The organism is Mesorhizobium sp. M7A.F.Ca.MR.176.00.0.0 (assembly GCF_004023165.1).
GTDB lineage: Bacteria > Pseudomonadota > Alphaproteobacteria > Rhizobiales > Rhizobiaceae > Mesorhizobium.
In genome coordinates this window covers 1-16,449 of the sequence record NZ_RZTC01000125.1, presented here as the reverse complement: position 1 = coordinate 16,449, position 16,449 = coordinate 1, and the positions used below count along the sequence as shown (strand labels likewise).

The 16,449-nt window shown below is 63.1% G+C and carries 20 protein-coding genes; 9 read left to right on the top strand and 11 right to left on the bottom strand.

Features of this window, described 5'->3' with window-relative positions; genetic code table 11:
- Nucleotides 1–42 precede the first annotated feature (42 nt).
- Nucleotides 43–951, bottom strand: coding sequence for a LysR substrate-binding domain-containing protein (locus EOB59_RS29135; RefSeq protein WP_128289809.1), 909 nt, complete (start codon nucleotides 949–951; stop codon nucleotides 43–45).
- 104 nt (nucleotides 952–1,055) lie between these two features.
- On the opposite strand from EOB59_RS29135, the gene EOB59_RS29130 reads away from it, so the two are divergent.
- The gene (locus EOB59_RS29130; RefSeq protein ID WP_128289808.1) at nucleotides 1,056–1,346 is read left to right on the top strand and encodes a muconolactone Delta-isomerase family protein; all 291 of its coding nucleotides are present in this window, start codon (nucleotides 1,056–1,058) and stop codon (nucleotides 1,344–1,346) included.
- Nucleotides 1,347–1,522: 176 nt separating this feature from the next.
- Entirely contained in the window at nucleotides 1,523–2,521 is a 999-nt protein-coding gene (locus EOB59_RS29125) for a transporter (protein WP_128289807.1), read from the top strand.
- Nucleotides 2,522–2,538: 17 nt separating this feature from the next.
- Here EOB59_RS29125 and EOB59_RS29120 read toward each other — a convergent pair whose 3' ends face one another.
- The 8 genes from EOB59_RS29120 to cysS all read right to left on the bottom strand — a co-directional run bounded on the left by EOB59_RS29120 (nucleotide 2,539) and on the right by cysS (nucleotide 9,610).
- Nucleotides 2,539–3,225, bottom strand: a complete 687-nt coding sequence (locus EOB59_RS29120; RefSeq protein WP_127398289.1) for a glutathione S-transferase family protein — start codon at nucleotides 3,223–3,225, stop codon at nucleotides 2,539–2,541.
- A 9-nt stretch (nucleotides 3,226–3,234) separates the two neighbouring features.
- Complete coding sequence (rarD, locus tag EOB59_RS29115; protein WP_127271670.1) at nucleotides 3,235–4,164, bottom strand: EamA family transporter RarD; 930 nt, start codon at nucleotides 4,162–4,164, stop codon at nucleotides 3,235–3,237.
- An 83-nt stretch (nucleotides 4,165–4,247) separates the two neighbouring features.
- Nucleotides 4,248–5,870 (bottom strand): citramalate synthase, encoded by a 1,623-nt coding sequence (gene cimA, locus EOB59_RS29110; RefSeq protein WP_206622078.1) that lies wholly within the window; start codon nucleotides 5,868–5,870, stop codon nucleotides 4,248–4,250.
- Complete coding sequence (gene pip, locus EOB59_RS29105) at nucleotides 5,867–6,823, bottom strand: prolyl aminopeptidase (RefSeq protein WP_128289805.1); 957 nt, start codon at nucleotides 6,821–6,823, stop codon at nucleotides 5,867–5,869. The genes cimA and pip overlap by 4 nt, the downstream gene beginning before the upstream one ends.
- A complete protein-coding gene (locus tag EOB59_RS29100; RefSeq protein ID WP_128289804.1) occupies nucleotides 6,820–7,296 on the bottom strand; it encodes a GFA family protein in 477 nt (158 codons plus the stop codon). Before EOB59_RS29100 ends, pip begins: the two co-directional genes overlap by 4 nt.
- Nucleotides 7,293–7,784 carry a GFA family protein gene (locus EOB59_RS29095; RefSeq protein WP_127268543.1) on the bottom strand — a complete coding sequence of 164 codons (492 nt, stop codon included), beginning with the start codon at nucleotides 7,782–7,784 and terminating at the stop codon, nucleotides 7,293–7,295. The genes EOB59_RS29100 and EOB59_RS29095 overlap by 4 nt, the downstream gene beginning before the upstream one ends.
- A 6-nt stretch (nucleotides 7,785–7,790) precedes the next feature.
- A complete protein-coding gene (locus EOB59_RS29090; RefSeq protein ID WP_127268542.1) occupies nucleotides 7,791–8,177 on the bottom strand; it encodes a VOC family protein in 387 nt (128 codons plus the stop codon).
- Nucleotides 8,174–9,610, bottom strand: coding sequence for a cysteine--tRNA ligase (gene cysS / locus EOB59_RS29085; protein WP_127810878.1), 1,437 nt, complete (start codon nucleotides 9,608–9,610; stop codon nucleotides 8,174–8,176). Before cysS ends, EOB59_RS29090 begins: the two co-directional genes overlap by 4 nt.
- Nucleotides 9,611–10,001: 391 nt before the next feature.
- Between cysS and EOB59_RS29080 the strand changes: the two genes are divergently transcribed.
- Nucleotides 10,002–10,157 (top strand): hypothetical protein, encoded by a 156-nt coding sequence (locus EOB59_RS29080; RefSeq protein WP_081738801.1) that lies wholly within the window; start codon nucleotides 10,002–10,004, stop codon nucleotides 10,155–10,157.
- Nucleotides 10,158–10,228: 71 nt separating this feature from the next.
- Here the strand turns inward: EOB59_RS29080 and EOB59_RS29075 are convergent, their stop codons facing one another.
- The gene (locus tag EOB59_RS29075; RefSeq protein WP_127398806.1) at nucleotides 10,229–10,990 is read right to left on the bottom strand and encodes an SOS response-associated peptidase; all 762 of its coding nucleotides are present in this window, start codon (nucleotides 10,988–10,990) and stop codon (nucleotides 10,229–10,231) included.
- Nucleotides 10,991–11,119: 129 nt separating this feature from the next.
- Here EOB59_RS29075 and EOB59_RS29070 point away from each other — a divergent pair, with 129 nt between their 5' ends.
- From EOB59_RS29070 to EOB59_RS29055, 4 genes are all read left to right on the top strand, one after another.
- Nucleotides 11,120–11,554, top strand: a complete 435-nt coding sequence (locus tag EOB59_RS29070) for an NUDIX hydrolase (protein ID WP_128289803.1) — start codon at nucleotides 11,120–11,122, stop codon at nucleotides 11,552–11,554.
- A gap of 83 nt (nucleotides 11,555–11,637) precedes the next feature.
- On the top strand, nucleotides 11,638–12,015 hold the full coding sequence (locus EOB59_RS29065) for a TIGR02301 family protein (protein ID WP_127327243.1): 378 nt from the start codon (nucleotides 11,638–11,640) through the stop codon (nucleotides 12,013–12,015).
- 336 nt (nucleotides 12,016–12,351) lie between these two features.
- Nucleotides 12,352–12,609, top strand: coding sequence for a hypothetical protein (locus EOB59_RS29060; RefSeq protein ID WP_008874920.1), 258 nt, complete (start codon nucleotides 12,352–12,354; stop codon nucleotides 12,607–12,609).
- Nucleotides 12,610–12,679: 70 nt separating this feature from the next.
- Nucleotides 12,680–13,468, top strand: a complete 789-nt coding sequence (locus EOB59_RS29055; protein ID WP_164762549.1) for a hypothetical protein — start codon at nucleotides 12,680–12,682, stop codon at nucleotides 13,466–13,468.
- Nucleotides 13,469–13,503: 35 nt separating this feature from the next.
- Here the strand turns inward: EOB59_RS29055 and EOB59_RS29050 are convergent, their stop codons facing one another.
- Nucleotides 13,504–14,835 (bottom strand): dihydroorotase, encoded by a 1,332-nt coding sequence (locus EOB59_RS29050; protein ID WP_164873873.1) that lies wholly within the window; start codon nucleotides 14,833–14,835, stop codon nucleotides 13,504–13,506.
- 75 nt (nucleotides 14,836–14,910) lie between these two features.
- Between EOB59_RS29050 and EOB59_RS29045 the strand changes: the two genes are divergently transcribed.
- Both EOB59_RS29045 and EOB59_RS29040 read left to right on the top strand, forming a co-directional pair.
- Nucleotides 14,911–15,771: a folate-binding protein YgfZ gene (locus tag EOB59_RS29045; protein WP_127810880.1), complete on the top strand. Its 861-nt coding sequence runs from the start codon at nucleotides 14,911–14,913 to the stop codon at nucleotides 15,769–15,771.
- Nucleotides 15,771–16,406 carry an HD family hydrolase gene (locus tag EOB59_RS29040; RefSeq protein ID WP_127397530.1) on the top strand — a complete coding sequence of 212 codons (636 nt, stop codon included), beginning with the start codon at nucleotides 15,771–15,773 and terminating at the stop codon, nucleotides 16,404–16,406. Before EOB59_RS29045 ends, EOB59_RS29040 begins: the two co-directional genes overlap by 1 nt.
- The last annotated feature ends 43 nt before the right edge of the window (nucleotides 16,407–16,449 follow it).

Genomic DNA, 16,449 nt, shown 5'->3' with positions numbered 1-16,449 from the left:
CCCTACTGCCCTACTGCCCTACTGCCCTACTGCCCTACTGCCCTACTGCCCTACTCCCCTACTCCCCTCTTCCTCCGCAGCCTGCCGCAAATCGGCAATCACCGCGCGGCGGTCATGACGCCGCCAGGCGAGATGGATGGAAACCGTGCGGTCGAACCACGGCAGGTCGCGAAACACGATCCGCGGCGGCGCAGCGGCGCGCAGGCTGGCTTGCACCGTCGCCAGGCCGAGACCTGCGCTGACAAGGCCGAGCGAGGTCAGCGGATCCGCCGTTTCATAGGCGATGTCGGGCAGAAAGCCGGCTTTGGCGCAGGCGGCAAGGAACTGGCCGCGATTGGTGTCGTCCGGCTGGCGCACGACGGTGATCCAGGTGCGACCGTCAAGGTGATACGGCCCAACCTCTGGTAATTGAACAAGCGGATCATCTTCGGGGATCGCCAGCACCAGCGGCTCATGCCGCAGCGCCATGGCGGCGACATCCGGGTCATCATCGGCTGGCGGCGAGTAGACAAAGCCCAGATCCAGCGACCGCTGCCGAAGCCCTTCCAACTGCGCCGCAGAACGCAGGCTTCTCAGCTGCAGGTGGAAATCCGGCCGGTCGCGACGGAACTGGCGCAGCATCCCGGCGACAAGCCCGGCATGAACGGCGCCTTCGACATAGCCGATGGCGAGCCGGCCGACGGCGCCGCTGGCCAGGTTGCGGCCGAACTCCTCCAAACGTCGCGCATCGGATAGCAGCGCGCGGGCCTCGGTGAGGAAGGCGCGCCCCTCGGCGTTGAGATGGACCCGCTGCTTCGACCTTTCAAAGAGGGAAACACCCAACTGCTCCTCGAACTGGATGATCTGCCGGCTGAGTGGCGACTGAGAAATATGCAGCATTTCGGCGGCGCGCCCGACATTGCCGGTTTCGGCGACGGTGACGAAATACCTGATCTGGCGCAGGTCGAACATTTTTTCTCCAGGCTCCAGTCCCCCGAGGTCTCAACTTTAGCCTAACCAGTCTTGGACTGACCAGCGGGAGCGATAGTTCGGCCATCCAACCACAGGAGACCGCCATGCAGTTCTTTGCCCTTCTCACCCGCAACACCGAAAAATTTGCCGATGCCGATTTCGCTCCGCTTCTGCCCGGCGAAGCCGAACAGCGGCGCACGCTCTATGCCGAAGGCACGGTACGCCAGGTGTGGAACCGAGGCGACATCCCGGGCAGCGGCATGATGCTCGAAGCCGCCGATGATGCAGAGGTTCGCGGCCATCTCGCCACCTTGCCGCTGGTCAAGGCCGGCATGATGGACATTGCCGCAATCGTGCCCCTCAAGCCCTACCCCGGCTTCGGCCCGAAGCACTGACCGGGGCACAATCCGGGGGTGGCGAAGGCGTCACCACCGGATTGACGTGGGTGATCGACAGACCGTGATCGGCTGTCAAGAAACCGTCACACGGAACCGGGTTCGCTCGTGCTAGAAATCAAGGCCAGGCAGGCGCCGTGCGGTGCCATTTCGGAACATGCATCTGGCACCGCCCCATGGATATCACTCTCGCCCCGGAAGGCACCGACCTGTCGCCTTACCTGCCCGACGAGCACGGATTGTTCTTCATCTATCATTTCACCGCTGAGGGCATACGAACCAGGGACGCCGCCGCCGCGCACTGGACATGGCGCAGCTACCAGCTTTCCGACATGCGGGCCCGCCATGAGATCGGCGCCGATCAGGCTTTGCCGGCACCGGTGCGCGAAGCTTTCCTGTCCGCCAGCCATGGCTGCCACATCGACCTCGAGGACGACTGGCTCTATGGCGATCTGCCGGACCTGCGCCATGACTATTCGGCGGAAGCGGGCGGGCTTGGCCATTTCCGCTTCGCGCTCAACGACACGATGCTGGTCGGCGCCCGCAAGCAACCGCTGCAGTCGGTCGACAACATCCGCAAGGCGATCGAGAATGGATCGCGCAAGTTCCGCTCGCCGGCCGAGTTGATCGAGGCGGTTGTCGGCCAGTCTTTTGACGGCATGGTGGCTGAACTCGCGGCACTCGGCGACAGCCTCGACGGGATCGAGGATCGCATCGTCTGCGACGCATGGCACAATGAACGGCAATCCCTCGTCGACGCGCGCCGGCATCTGGTGGTGATCCACAGGCAGATGGCGACGTTGACCAATCTGTTTCGCCATCTCGACCACTCGCACCGTAACGACCTGCCCGACAGCATCAACGACATGGCCGCGCGTCTTTCACACAGGGCGCAGACGCTGCACTATGATGGCGAACAATTGCAGGCACGCGCCCGGCTGTTGCAGGACGAGCTTATGGCCAAGCTGACGACGCAGTCGAACCGGCTGCTGTACGTACTGTCGGTGATGACGGCGGTGCTGTTGCCGATGACCATCATCTCGGGCCTGTTCGGCATGAATGTCGGCGGCCTGCCGCTGGTCGACACGCCAATGGGCTTCTGGGTGGTGACGGCGGTAGCGATGGTGATCGCGGGCGCGACCTATCTCTTTGTCAGGCGGCTCGGACAGATGTAACGCCCGCCCGGCGACTTTCACGCCGAGGCGCGAAGATCCTCGATGACGGTGCCGGCGGCGGCGGCTTCCGCTTCGTGGTCGGGCTCGCGCCAGGTCTCGGCCAAGCCAGCCGCATACCATTCGCGCATCGCCGGCAGGGCAAGCAACCGCGCTGGATAGGCTGCAGCCGCACCCTCGAAGGAGAGCCCATAGGACTGGGCGCGGAACGCCACCGGGGCAAAGAAAGCGTCGACGGCGGTAAAATGAGCGCCGGCCAGAAACGGCCCGCCGAAACGGGCAAGGCCATCGTTCCAGAGATCGCCGAGGCGAAAGATGTCCTGCTTCAGCGCATCGGACATCGGGAATGGCTTTACGCGCACGCCGCAACTCATCGGGCATGCCCCGCGCAATGCGGTGAAGCTCGAATGCATCTCGGCGGCGGCCGAGCGTGCCCAGGCGCGCGCCTTGGCCTCGACAGGCCACACGCCATGGTGGCGTTCGGCCAGATATTCGACGATGGCCAGCGAATCCCAGACCGCCCAGCCATCGTCGATCAGGCACGGCACGCGGCCGCTCGGCGAGAAGGGCCGGTACAGATCCCAACTCGATGCGGTCGGGAATGGCGTCAGCCGTTCCTCGAACGGGATGTTCAGCTCTCGCATCAACACCCAAGGCCGCAGCGACCATGAGGAATAATTCTTGTTGGCGATATGCAGCAGGTACATAGGGGATCCTTACCTTGCAGCCGGCACCGCCGGCCGGATCTCGCGGCCACGGAACATCGACCAGGAATACATCGCGAGCGCTGTCCAGATCAGGCCAAAGGCAATCGCCTGGGTGGTGCCGAAAGGCTCGTCGAAGATCAGCACGGCGATCAGAAACACAATGGTCGGCGCGATGTACTGCATGATGCCGATGGTGGACAGCCGCAGCAGCCTCGCGCCGAACGCAAACAGCAGCAGCGGGATCGATGTGACCGGACCGCAGCCGATCAGCAATGCCGTATCGGTGCCACTGCTGGATAAGATGTGGTCCTGTTCGGTCGCGATGAGATAGACGATGTAGCCAAGCGCCGGTACCGACAGCAGAAGGACTTCGAGCAAAAATCCCTGGCTCGGTCCGATCGGCAGCGTCTTGCGGAAGAAGGCGTAGGCGGCGAAGGAAAACGCCAGCGCCAGCGACACCCAGGGCAGCTTGCCGCCCTCGACGGTCAGCACGGCGACTGCGACGGCCGCCAGCACCACCGCCGCGATCTGCAGCCGGTCGAGCCGCTCGCCAAGCAGCAGCGCGCCGACGACGACGTTGACCAGTGGATTGATGTAGTAGCCGAGCGCGGTTTCGACGGTGCGGTCGACAGCGATCGCCCAGACATAGATGCCCCAGTTGACCGAGATCAGCGCCGCCGTCAGCGCGGCCATGGCGATGGTGCGCGGCGAGCGCAGTGCCGCCTTGAAATCCGCCATGCGGCCGGCCCAGATCAGAACGGCGGCGGCGATCGGCACGGACCAGACGATGCGATGGGCAATGACTTCGGCGAGCGGCAGATGAGCGACCGCCTTCATGTAAAAGGGCAGCAATCCCCACAGCAGATAGGCGCCGAGCGCCAGCAGAAAGCCGCGCCGGGCCTTGGAATCCGCGTCCAGGGTAATTGCTTCAGTGGCCATGGGCCAACGCTATGGCCCAGTCACCTTGGCAAGACCATCGCAAAGTTCTGATGGATCAATGGACTTTCGCTGATGGTTCAACCCTATTCGGCGGCCACCAGTCCGGCCATCTCGCGGTTCTTCATCAGCTTGTAGACGATGGAATCCATCAGCGCCTGGAACGAGGCGTCGATGATGTTTTCGGAAACGCCGACCGTCCACCAGCGCGCGCCGGTGCCGTCATGCGATTCGATCAGAACGCGGGTGATCGCCTCGGTGCCGCCATTGAGGATACGCACCTTGAAGTCGGCCAACTCCATGTCGGCGATCTCGCCCTGGAATTTCCCAAGGTCTTTGCGCAGCGCGATGTCGAGTGCGTTGACCGGCCCATGCCCCTCGGCCACCGACATCTTCTCCTCGCCGTCGACCACCACCTTGACGATCGCTTCGGAGACCGTCTTCAGCTGGCCGTTGGCGTCGAAGCGGCGCTCGACCATGCAGCGGAACGAGGTGACGTTGAAGAACTCCGGCAGGCCGTGCAGCATCTTGCGTGCCAGGAGCTCGAAGCTGGCATCGGCGCCCTCATAGGCGTAGCCCTCGGCCTCGCGCTCCTTGACCACTGATATCAGCGCGTCGAGCCGGTGATCGTCCTTCGGCACCTCGATGCCGCGCCGCCTCAGCTCGGCGAGGAAATTGGCCTTGCCGCCCTGGTCCGAAACCATGACGCGGCGGCGGTTACCGACCGTTTCCGGGGGTACATGCTCATAGGTCGCCGGCTCCTTGGCCAGCGCGGAGGCATGGATGCCTGCCTTGGTGGCGAAAGCAGAGGCCCCGACATAGGGCGCCTGTGCCTCTGGCGCTCGGTTCAGGAGTTCGTCGAAGGCGCGGGACAGGCGCGAAATGCCGGTCAGCGCCTCAGCCGAAATACCGGTGTCGAAACGATCGGCGAAGGCCGGTTTTAACGCCAGCGTCGGTACGATCGAGATCAAATTGGCGTTGCCGCAGCGCTCGCCGATGCCATTGAGTGTGCCCTGGATCTGGCGCACGCCGGCCTCGACAGCGGCGAGGGAAATGGCCACGGCCTGGCCGGTGTCGTCATGGGCATGGATGCCGAGATGATCGCCTGAAATACCTGATAAAATAACCTTCTCGACGATGGCGCGGACTTCCGAGGGCTGCGTGCCGCCATTGGTGTCACACAGCACCACCCAGCGCGCGCCGGCATCATAGGCGGTCCTGGCGCAGGCCAGCGCATAATCGGGATTGGCCTTGAAGCCGTCGAAAAAATGCTCGCAGTCGACCAACGCCTCCTTGCCGGCGGCGATCGCCGCCTCGACGGAGGCCTTGATGGCGTCGAGGTTCTCCTCATTGGTGCAGCCGAGCGCGACACGGACATGGTAGTCCCAACTCTTGGCGACGAAGCAGATGGCATCCGACTTGGATTGCACGAGCGACGCAAGGCCGGGATCGTTGGAAGCCGACACCCCAGCCCGTTTGGTCATGCCGAAGGCGACGAATTTGGCGCGCGACGTACGTTTCTCCTGGAAGAAGGCGGTGTCGGTCGGATTGGCGCCGGGATAGCCACCTTCGACATAGTCGAGGCCAAAAGCATCGAGCAGTTTCGCGATGGCGATCTTGTCCTCGACGGAAAAGTCGATGCCAGGGGTCTGCTGGCCATCGCGCAATGTGGTGTCGAAGAGATAGAGGCGCTCGCGGGTCATGGTCATTTGCCTGCAAACTTGTCCGTCGCGCGGATCAGCCGATCCAAAATCCCCGGCTCCGAATAAGCATGACCGGCGCCCTCGATCAGGTGGAAATCCGCCTTTGGCCAGGCCTTGTGCAGCGCCCAGGCATAATGCGCCGGGCACGGCATGTCGTAGCGGCCATGGACGATGGTGCCGGGAATGTCAGCCAGCTTGTGCGCGTCGCGCAGCAACTGCCCTTCCTCCAGCCAGCCGGCATGGACGAAATAGTGGTTCTCGATGCGGGCAAAGGCGATGGCATAGTCGTCCTGCCCAAATGGTCCGCTGGTCTCCGGCTCGGGCAAAAGCGTGATCGTTTCGCCTTCCCACAGGCTCCAGGCGCGGGCCGCCTCGATCTGCGCCTTGCGATCCGTGCCGACCAGCCGCTTGCGGTAGGCAGCCATCATGTCGCCGCGCTCGGCCTCCGGGATCGGCGCCAGGAAGCGCTCCCATTTGTCCGGGAACATTTCCGAGACGCCGAATTGATAGTACCATTCGAGTTCGGCTCGCGTCAGCGTGTAGATGCCGCGCACCACCAACTCGCTGACGCGATCGGAATGCGTCTCGGCATAGGCGAGCGCCAGCGTCGACCCCCAGGAGCCGCCGAACACCAGCCATTTGTCGAAGCCGGCCATTTCGCGCAGGCGTTCGATGTCGGCGACCAGGTGCCAGGTCGTATTGGTTTCGAGCGAGGCGTTGGGCGTCGATTTTCCGCAGCCGCGCTGGTCGAACAGGATGACATCGTAGAGCTTCGGGTCGAACAGCCGCCGGTGTTTTGGGGAAATGGTGCCGCCCGGCCCGCCATGCAGGAACACCGCCGGCTTGGCGCCCCTCGTGCCCGAGCGCTCCCAGTAGACCTGATGGCCGTCGCCGACATCCAGCATGCCGGAATCGAACGCCTCGATCTCGGGATAAAGCGTACGCAATTGACTGCTCATAGCTGCAAACCTTTGGTCGGCCAGTCCGCTGTTTCATGGTCTGGGTGCTGGAAGGAGATGATGGATTCCTGCCTGTTGTAATAATCAGGATCCTGGTGGACGGGCTGATCGAAGATCATCTCCACCCAGGGCAGCCGCGCGGCGTAGTTGACCTGGATCTGCGGGGCAAGATCGGAGCGGTCGTCGAAGGCACCGATAGCGATCTCAAGTCCACCGGGCTGCCGGTAGGTCAGCGGCGTGCCGCAGCGGGCGCAGAAACCACGATCGATGTTGACCGACGACTGGAAATAGCTCGGCTCTTCATGGGTCCATTCGACGCCGTCCCTGGGCACCGTGACCAGTGCACCGAAGAACGAGCCGAACTGCTTCTGGCACATCCGGCAATGGCAGATCGATGGACGGCCGAGCGCTCCATGAATGCGGAAACGCACGGCGCCACACTGGCAGCCGCCGGTTCTTACCTGATCGGTCATGATCTTTCCTTTGGCGGCCATTGTTCGGTGTCGTGGTCCGGATGCTGATAGGAGACGAGATCCGCCAGATAAGAGGCCGACGACACGTCGGCCATCGTCTCCTCGCCCGGCAATTGCGGGATCGTATCGACGTAAGGCAGCTTTGCCTCGGTGCCCCATTGGATCAGCGGCACGATCTCCGCCGGATTGTCGAACGCGCCGATGGCGAGGCCAACGCCGTCCGGCGCGGTGAAGGTCAGCGGCGTGCCGCAATCCGCGCAAAAACCGCGATCGACATGGTTGGAGGAGCGGAAGTATTTCGGCTCGCCGCGCGTCCAGTCGAGCCGGGCGCCACGCACCGAAACCAGCGGCGCATAGAACGAGCCGAACGCCTTCTGGCACATGCGGCAATGGCAGACCGAAGCGTCGCCGAGCGCGCCTTCAACGCGAAAGCGCACCGCGCCGCACTGGCAGCCGCCGGTGTAGACCGGCCGGTTGTCGAGGCTCATCACCGCTCACTCCGGGACATGGCAGACGGCCTCGACATTGTTGCCATCGGGATCGAAGACGAAGGCGCCATAGTAGCTCGGGTGATAATGCGGCCGCAGGCCTGGCCCGCCATTGTCCTTGCCACCGGCGGCAAGGGCTGCGGCATGGAAGGCATCGACCTCGGCGCGGCTGCGCGCGGTGAAGGCGACGTGCTGGTGATCCCTGGGCTTGTCCTTGCCGGTACTCAGCCAGAACACCGGCCGGTCACGGCCATAGCCGCCGACCTTGGCACCCCCGGTATATTCCAGCGGCACCATGTAAAGCAGCGCCGCACCAAGCGGGGCCATCGCCTTGTCATAGAAAGCCTTCGAAGCGTCGAAATCGGCAACGGTGATGCCGAGATGGTCGATCATCTTTTTACCTCCCAGGTGGTGATGCGCTCGCCAGTGACCGGATCCTTACCGTCCTTCAACTGTACACCTTGAGCCAGCAGTTCGTCGCGGATGCGGTCGGCCTCGGCCCAGTTCTTGGCGGCGATGAATGCGAGACGCTTGGCGATTGCCTTGGCGACGTGGTCTTCATCAACCGTCGCCGACGCGACATCGAAGCCGAGGAACAGCAGCGACGCCTTCAGCGCAGCCGCCGCATCGTTGCCGTCCGCTGCCTCGCCAGCCAATTGCGTCAAGACCTGGAAGGCGGCATAGGTTGCGAGATCGTCCGACAAGGCATCGATGACCTGCACGGGCAGCAGTCCTGCGGCGGCCGGCGCAAGGTCGGCGGCCCGCTTCCATTTGCGCAGCGTGTTCTCGGCCTCTTCCAGCTTGCGCACGGAAAAGTCGATCGGTTCGCGATAGTGCGTCATTAGCATCGCCAGCCGCAGCACCTCGCCCGGCCATTTGCGGCCGCCAAACGTCTCGGTCTCGAGCAGTTCGTTGATCGAATAGAAATTGCCGACGCTTTTCGACATTTTCTGACCTTCGACCTGGAGGAAGCCGTTGTGCATCCAGATGTTGGCCATCACGTCCGTGCCATGGGCGCAGCGCGACTGGGCGATCTCGTTCTCATGGTGCGGGAAGATCAGGTCGAGGCCGCCGCCATGGATGTCGAACACCTCGCCGAGATAGGCGGCCGACATTGCCGAGCATTCGATGTGCCAGCCCGGCCGACCCCTGCCCCATGGCGAATTCCAGCCAGGCTCCTCCGGCGACGACAGCTTCCACAGCACAAAATCGCCGGGATTTTTCTTGTGCGCGTCGACGGCGATGCGAGCACCGGCCTGTTGCTCGTCGAGATTGCGCTTCGACAGCTGGCCGTAGTCCGGCATCGACGCGGTGTCGAACAGGACTTCGCCCGCGGCAACATAGGCATGGCCGCGTTCGATCAGGCTTTGAATCAAGGTGATCATGTCGACTTTGCCGTCGGCGCGGGGCTCGACGAATTCGGTGGCGCGCGGCTCGACCGTCGGCTCCAGGCAGCCGAGAACCGCCACGTCCCGATGGAACTGATCGGCGGTCTTTTCGGTGACCCGCCTGATCGCCTCGTTGAGCGAAAGTGTTCCGGAAGCGATCTCGCCGCCGAAGTCGCGCAGAGCGCGCGCGTTGATCTTGTCGTCGACGTCGGTGATGTTGCGCACATAGGTGACGTGCGCCTGCCCATAGACGTGACGCAGCAAGCGGAAAAGCACGTCAAAGACGATCACCGGCCTGGCATTGCCGATATGGGCAAAGTCGTAGACGGTCGGGCCGCAGACATACATGCGCACATTGTCTGGATCGATCGGGACGAAATCCTCTTTCGTCCGCGTCAGCGTGTTGTAGAGGCGCAGGCCCTGCGATGCGTCGGACATTCGTGCCTTCCCGGTTCAGAACTCAATTTGACGAAGCCAGCCCTGCGCGAAACGCAAATCAGGCTCCAGCCTGCTGGCCGGGGCGTTTGTCCAATCTGGGGAAAGATGAGGCGAAAACGTCCGGACCAGCGCGAGGCTAGCCAATAATGCAAATGCCACAAATGGCGAAAGACGTTTTCATGGGCGGCTTTATCGCCTTGGCATGTGTTGCCGTCAAGTCGCAAGTTTCGGCAAAAACGTCGCTGGATCACAGGTAATGATGCACTGAAACATTTTATTAAACATGTCGGCACAGTCATGAAACATTCGCCGGCTAGATCAGCAGGCGTCACGATTTGGTCAGAATCGGCCATCAAACGCAGACACGAAAATGTTACCTGGGAAGAGAGACATGCCCCGAACCAAGCAGGAAGCCAACCGAGCCAAGCAGCCGGCACTGGCCAACCACTATCGCGCGATCGGCCCGGCCGCGATCGTCGCCGCCCTCCTTCACACCGCGAAGAAGAAAAAGCCGGTACAGAAGATCGTGTCGCCCCGCGCCGCCTGAAGTGGTGTGCGGCCCGGCGCCAAGGGCGCCCGGCAAATGGCGCAGACATACGCCGCTGAAGAACAGTTCAGCTAGAACAACGTCATCTGATTGTCGTCCGCGCCGGGCTTCTGGCGCTTGACCTTTTCGGGCTCCGGCCCGATCTCGCCCCGCTCCTGAACCTCCGGTCCGGTGTTGGCGACCTTGTTGACCAGGCCGGAGACGGGAATGGCCTCGAAGAAATCGAGTTGAGCCGGCCGCAACAGATCGGCGACATCACGCGGTTCGAGCGTGCGGCAATCCAGCCAACGGGCGAAATCCCTGGGGTCGATCACCACAGGCATGCGGTCGTGGATATGCGCGATATCGGCATTGGCGTTGATGGTCAGAATGGCGCCGGTATCCATTTCCGAACCGCCCGGCTCGGCATAGGTCTCGACCAGGCCGGCAAAGGCGACCAACCCGCCATGCCTGGGCCGGATCCAGTAAGGCTGGCCTTTCTTGCCGCCGGTTTGCCGCCATTCATAAAAGCCGGAGGCCGGCACCAAGGCGCGGCGATGGCGCATGGCGGCCTTGAACGACGCCTTTTCGGTAGCCCCTTCGGAGCGCGCGTTGAACAGCAGCGGAAACTCCCTGGTATCCTTGACCCAGGTCGGGATCAGCCCCCAGCGCACCAGCATTGGCTGCCGGTCGGGCAAATTGGAGCCCGGCGCCCGCGGGGGGCCGGCGACCGCCATCAGGATCGGCTGGGTTGGTGCGATGTTGTAGCGCGCCGGGAAATCCTCCAGTTCCGCCAAGCCTAGCAAGGCGGCAGTCTGGTCCGGCGTCGCGGTCAAGGCAAAACGTCCGCACATGGTCGATTGGCGCCCTTTGAAAGGTTCGGTTTCTGAAAGTGCCGGTGCAACCGGCATTGCGCAACCGCTAAAGCTTGCCCATGCTGGGTGGTCTACAACAGACCTGCCTACACGCCTGATCGGGAACCCATGAACGAAGCGCGCAAGACACTTCCGGCAGTCTCGGTCGCCGTCGTGCGTGCAGACACCGTGCTTCTGGTCAAGCGAGCCCGGCAACCCTCGCAAGGGCTCTATGCCTTTCCGGGCGGCAAGGTCGAACCCGGCGAGACGCTGGAGGCAGCGGCAGAGCGCGAACTTCTGGAAGAAACCGGTTTGCGCGCCACAAATTATTGCCCGCTGCGGGAAATCCACATTGACGGCAGGGATGACAGCCACCCGGTCGATTACCTCCTCACGGTCTTCGGCGCGGCCTATGCCGGCGGCGAGGCGGTAGCCAGCGACGACGCAGAGACGGCGGCCTTCTATACACTCAGCGAGATGGCGGCATTGCCGCTCGCCGGCTCGGTGTTCGCCGTGGCCGAGGAGTTGTTGGACCCCCGCGGAGACGACGGGCCGAAGCCCTGAAAACAGCCTTGCAGGCGACAAATTGTTTCGCCACAAAGACTTATCCTGTTTGGCAGAGCCACGCCGTTGGGTAGAGAAGGCTTATGAACCGTCCGTCCATGCTCCTCGCCGCGTGTCTTGCGGTCGTCGCGACCGTTTCGATACGGCCCGCGCTCAGCGCCGAATCGCCGTTCGAGCCTGGGTTGATGCGGCTGGCGGAGGTTCTGGGCTCGCTGCATTTCCTGCGCAATCTGTGCGGCGAGAAAGGCGACCAGTGGCGTGTCGAAATGACAAAACTGCTCGATTCGGAAAATCCGGACGCCGAGCGGCGCGCCCGCTTCATTGCCAGCTTCAATCGCGGCTACCGCTCCTTCGGCGGCACCTATACGAGGTGTACGCCCTCGGCGACCGAAGCCATCAGCCGCTACATGAAGGAAGGCGAGACGCTGTCTCGCGATATCGCCTCGCGTTACGGCAACTAGGCACTCGCTCATCAACAACTATCCGGATCATTGCCGGGCACAAGCCGATATATCGGCTTGTGCCAGGCGATCTCTTGGTGCAATCCTCATGTTGCACTTCGGCAACAGTATTAACGAAACCTTACCGCGCGAAAGCGGAATTAACTCAAACTGAAGGTTTTCGCCCCGCAGGCCGCCCCAATCGGCTAAGTTTGACTCGGACTGAACGCAGCTTCGCACAAGGCAATCGGGCTTTGTAAAAGACGATCAAAAAAATGTCGTATTTACAAATACTTAATTGTCCCTGCGTGTGAAACACATCGACGGATCGCAGCTTGAAAGGGTGGACATTCGCTTATGGAACATGGTGTCAACGACATCGACGCGCTGGTCAGGGAAGAAAAACGCCTGACCGCCGTGGAAAGCCACAGCGAGGCCTGGGCGGAAGGTCTCTCCGCCGGGATAGAGCCCGAGATCATTGCCGAAGCAGCGCTCGAAACAGCCTTCGGCGAGATGTTGCGTGCCAATGGCGAGACCTCGGCCCTTGCCCTGCTCGACCGTATGCGTGAAAAGGTGATTGCTGGCGCCTTCGAACCTGAACGGCTGCGGCACTGAACCGACGTCCGGTTCTTTGACGGCAACATGCCGCTCGGGCGTCATGCCCGGAAGCAGGGAGAAACGGGCAGTGAGTTTTTCGATGTCAGGCAAGCCGTGTGGCTTGGTCCTTCGCATCTCCTTCGCCGCTTGCTGTGCCGCGATTCCCCTGCTTGTGTGTCTCGCGAGCAGCCCCGTGTATGCGCTGAGCGAAATCAAGCGCGAAGAGCTCCCCCCGACAGTCACGCCGCCGGCCGACGACGACATGTCGCCCTCCGGAAGCGCCGTGCCAATGCCCAATCCGGTCGGAACACCGCCGCCGGCCAGCCAGCCGACTGCTCCTGCCGAAGCCGAGCCGGACAGTCCGGCGGATGGCGGCGTGACCAGACCGCGTGTCGATCCGGAAACGCCGGTGCCTGAGGTCGTCTACGATCTCGGCAAGCTGCCGGAACCGGTGCGGCGCATGCACGATCTGATCGTCGAAGCCTGCAAGGGCGGCGATATCGAAAAGCTGCGGCCGTTGATCGGCACGGGCGAGAGCATGACACAGATATCGCTGACCGACATAGACGGCGACGCCATCGCCTTCCTCAAGGGCCTCTCCGGCGACCCAGACGGTCAGGAGATTCTGGCCATCCTGGAGGAGGTGCTTAATGCCGGCTACGTCCACCTCGATGCCGGCACGCCACAAGAACTCTATGTGTGGCCGTATTTCTTCGCCCTGCCGCTGGACAAGCTGGACGCCAAGCAGCGGGTCGAGCTGTTCAAGATCGTCACCGCTGGCGATTTCAACGACATGAAGCAGTTCGGCGCTTATATTTTCTACCGTGTCGGCATCACGCCTGCCGGACAGTGGTCGTTCTTCGTCGCCGGGGATTGAGCTTTCTGCCTCTGCCCTTGCAGAGATCCGGGAGCCTAGACGGGCAATGCCTCGGAAAACTCCACCGCTTTGCCCTGGCCTGGCGTGACGATTTCCCCCTCCCACATGACACGTCGGCCTCGAATGACGGTGCCGACCGGCCAACCCGTCACTTCCCTGCCATCATAAGGCGTCCAGCCGGCTTTCGAGCCGGCCTGCGCATTGGTGATCATCTCGCGCCGCATCATGTCGACGATGGTGAAGTCGGCGTCATAGCCGGCGGCGATGCGGCCTTTCCTGGCCATGCCGAAGATCCGCTGCGGGCCATGACTGGACAGGTCGACGAAGCGCTGCAAGGTTAGCCGGCCGGCATTGACGTGGTCGAGCATGATCGGCACCAGCGTCTGCACGCCGGTCATTCCCGACGGAGAGGCCGGATACGGCTTGGCCTTCTCGGCCAGCGTGTGCGGCGCATGGTCGGAGCCGAGCACGTCGACAATGCCTTGCGCAATGCCGTGCCAGACGCCGTCGCGATGGCGGGCGGCGCGCACCGGCGGGTTCATCTGGATCAGCGTGCCGAGCCGCGCATAGTCGTCGGCGCTGAGCGTCAAATGATGCGGCGTCGCCTCGCAGGTCGCGACATCCTTGTGCTGTTCGAGGAGCAAAATCTCCTCGGCGGTCGAGATGTGCAGGACATGAATGCGGGCGCGAACGCTGCGCGCGATGCGTACAAGCCGTTCGGTACAGCGCAAGGCGGCGATCTCGTCACGCCAGACAGGGTGCGATGCCGGGTCGCCCTCGATGCGCTCGCCAAGACGCTCGCGCAGCCGGAATTCGTCTTCCGAATGAAAGGCGGCACGGCGGCGCGTGTTTCTCAGGATCGAGGCGACACCTTCGTCGTCCTCGACCAGCAGGTCGCCGGTGGACGAGCCCATGAAAACCTTGATCCCGGCCGCGCCCGGCAACCGCTCAAGCTCGCCGACATCCCCAGCGTTTTCGCGGGTGCCGCCGACCCAGAAGGCAAAATCGCAATGCATGCGATCCGTGCCGCGCCGAACCTTGTCGGCAAGCGCTGCCTCGCTGGTGGTCAAAGGATTGGTGTTGGGCATCTCGAACACGGCGGTGACGCCGCCAAGCACGGCCGCGCGCGAACCCGTTTCCAAATCTTCCTTGTGCTCCGATCCCGGCTCACGAAAGTGCACCTGGCTGTCGATGACGCCCGGCAGGATATGCAGGCCGCGGCAATCGATCGTCTCGCCCGCCGAGGCCTGGCGGAGATCGCCGATGGCGGCGATGCGCGCGCCCTTCACGCCGATGTCGCGTCTCCCTTCGCCGTCGTGGTTGACCACGGTGCCGCCTGTCAGGATGAGGTCGTAGATCATGGCCATGCTCTCTTGCGGGGGGAGTGCCAGCGGCTTACGTAAAGGCCGACCGTTTTGCAAGATCAGGTTGCTTTTCCGCCCATGCCCTTTGCCCAGCTCAAAGACCGCGCCCTCGTTTCCGTATCAGGTCCGGATGCCGAGCATTTTTTGCAGAACATCCTGACCACCGATCTCGACATCCTGGCTCCCGGCGAAGCCAAGCCCGGTGCGCTGCTGACGCCGCAAGGCAAGATCCTGTTCGATTTCCTGATCTCGCGCACCGGCGAGAATGCATTCCGGCTCGAATGCCGAGCCGACATATCGGACGATTTCATACGCCGGCTGACGCTCTACAAACTGCGCGCCAAGGTCGAGATTGCCAAATCCGATCAGGCATTTGTCACCGTTGCATGGGGACATGAATCAACACCCTCGCAATCCGATTCAACGGCGGCCGCCGACACGCGCTTTCCGAAGGGTGCCGTCACGCGTTCCTATGGCGAAACAGATGAGCGCAGCGATCTTGCCGCGTGGCAAGCCTTCCGCATTGCCGGCGGCATTGCCGAAAGCGGCAGCGACTACCAACTCGGAGACGCCTTTCCCCACGACGTGCTGCTGGACGAAACCGGTGGCGTCGGCTTCAAGAAGGGCTGCTATGTCGGCCAGGAGGTCGTCTCGCGCATGCAGCATCGCGGCACCGCCAGGCGACGCGTTCTGATCGTGTCAGCCGACCGGCCCCTGCCCGCGCCCGGCTCCGAACTGACCGTCGAAGGCAGGCCGGTTGGCACGCTCGGCTCGACCGCCGGCACGATCGGTCTGGCGATTGCGCGCATCGACCGGATCAAGGCGGCGCTCGACGCCGACCTGCCGATCATGGCGGCGAACATTCCGGTTACACTAGCCATTCCCCGCTGGGCAAAATTCGCCTTCCCGCAGGAAGCCGTCAGCGCGGAGGAGGCCTGATGGCGGCCGACCGCGTCGGCGCGCCGGCACGCGCCTGGCAGCGCATGCTGTCGGGCCGCCGGCTCGACCTGCTCGACCCCTCGCCGCTCGACATCGAAATTTCAGACATTGCGCACGGGCTCGCCCGCGTTGCCCGCTGGAACGGCCAGACCAGTGGCGAGCATGCTTTTTCGGTTGCCCAGCACTCGCTGCTGGTCGAAGCGCTGTTCCGCGACCTGGTACCCGAGGCTTCGGCCGACGCCCGGCTGGCGGCTCTTCTGCACGACGCCCCCGAATATGTCATCGGCGACATGATCTCACCGTTCAAATCGGTGATGGGCGGCAGCTACAAGGATTGTGAGTTGCGGCTGCAGCGCGCCATCCATCTGCGCTTCTCGCTGCCGCAGGAGCCAAGTGCTGCGCTGCGCAAGGAGATCAAGCGCGCCGACCAGATCGCCGCCTATTTCGAGGCAACGCTGCTCGCCGGCTTTTCGACCGCCGAGGCGACCGAGTTCTTCGGCCGTCCGCGCGGCTTCAATGCCGACCGCTTCGATTTCACGCCACGCTCGGTGACCTGGGCGCAGAACGCGTTTCTGAAACGGTTTTCGGCGATCGAGATGTCGCGGCATCAGGTTTCGGCGACCGCAATCGTCTAAAGCGCGTCGCGCTGAAACGGATTCATGCGACGCGCTTTAGGTC

Coding starts and splice junctions, on each gene's coding strand:
- EOB59_RS29065 (WP_127327243.1), top strand. CDS start 11,638: ATGAACCGTCCGTCCATGCTCCTCGCCGCGTGTCTTGCGGTCGTCGCG.
- EOB59_RS29100 (WP_128289804.1), bottom strand. CDS start 7,296: ATGACCGATCAGGTAAGAACCGGCGGCTGCCAGTGTGGCGCCGTGCGT.
- EOB59_RS29080 (WP_081738801.1), top strand. CDS start 10,002: ATGCCCCGAACCAAGCAGGAAGCCAACCGAGCCAAGCAGCCGGCACTG.
- EOB59_RS29050 (WP_164873873.1), bottom strand. CDS start 14,835: ATGGCCATGATCTACGACCTCATCCTGACAGGCGGCACCGTGGTCAAC.
- EOB59_RS29125 (WP_128289807.1), top strand. CDS start 1,523: ATGGATATCACTCTCGCCCCGGAAGGCACCGACCTGTCGCCTTACCTG.
- EOB59_RS29045 (WP_127810880.1), top strand. CDS start 14,911: ATGCCCTTTGCCCAGCTCAAAGACCGCGCCCTCGTTTCCGTATCAGGT.
- EOB59_RS29070 (WP_128289803.1), top strand. CDS start 11,120: ATGAACGAAGCGCGCAAGACACTTCCGGCAGTCTCGGTCGCCGTCGTG.
- EOB59_RS29090 (WP_127268542.1), bottom strand. CDS start 8,177: ATGATCGACCATCTCGGCATCACCGTTGCCGATTTCGACGCTTCGAAG.
- EOB59_RS29135 (WP_128289809.1), bottom strand. CDS start 951: ATGTTCGACCTGCGCCAGATCAGGTATTTCGTCACCGTCGCCGAAACC.
- EOB59_RS29040 (WP_127397530.1), top strand. CDS start 15,771: ATGGCGGCCGACCGCGTCGGCGCGCCGGCACGCGCCTGGCAGCGCATG.
- EOB59_RS29075 (WP_127398806.1), bottom strand. CDS start 10,990: ATGTGCGGACGTTTTGCCTTGACCGCGACGCCGGACCAGACTGCCGCC.
- EOB59_RS29120 (WP_127398289.1), bottom strand. CDS start 3,225: ATGTACCTGCTGCATATCGCCAACAAGAATTATTCCTCATGGTCGCTG.
- cimA (WP_206622078.1), bottom strand. CDS start 5,870: ATGACCATGACCCGCGAGCGCCTCTATCTCTTCGACACCACATTGCGC.
- rarD (WP_127271670.1), bottom strand. CDS start 4,164: ATGGCCACTGAAGCAATTACCCTGGACGCGGATTCCAAGGCCCGGCGC.
- pip (WP_128289805.1), bottom strand. CDS start 6,823: ATGAGCAGTCAATTGCGTACGCTTTATCCCGAGATCGAGGCGTTCGAT.
- EOB59_RS29130 (WP_128289808.1), top strand. CDS start 1,056: ATGCAGTTCTTTGCCCTTCTCACCCGCAACACCGAAAAATTTGCCGAT.
- EOB59_RS29060 (WP_008874920.1), top strand. CDS start 12,352: ATGGAACATGGTGTCAACGACATCGACGCGCTGGTCAGGGAAGAAAAA.
- EOB59_RS29095 (WP_127268543.1), bottom strand. CDS start 7,784: ATGAGCCTCGACAACCGGCCGGTCTACACCGGCGGCTGCCAGTGCGGC.
- cysS (WP_127810878.1), bottom strand. CDS start 9,610: ATGTCCGACGCATCGCAGGGCCTGCGCCTCTACAACACGCTGACGCGG.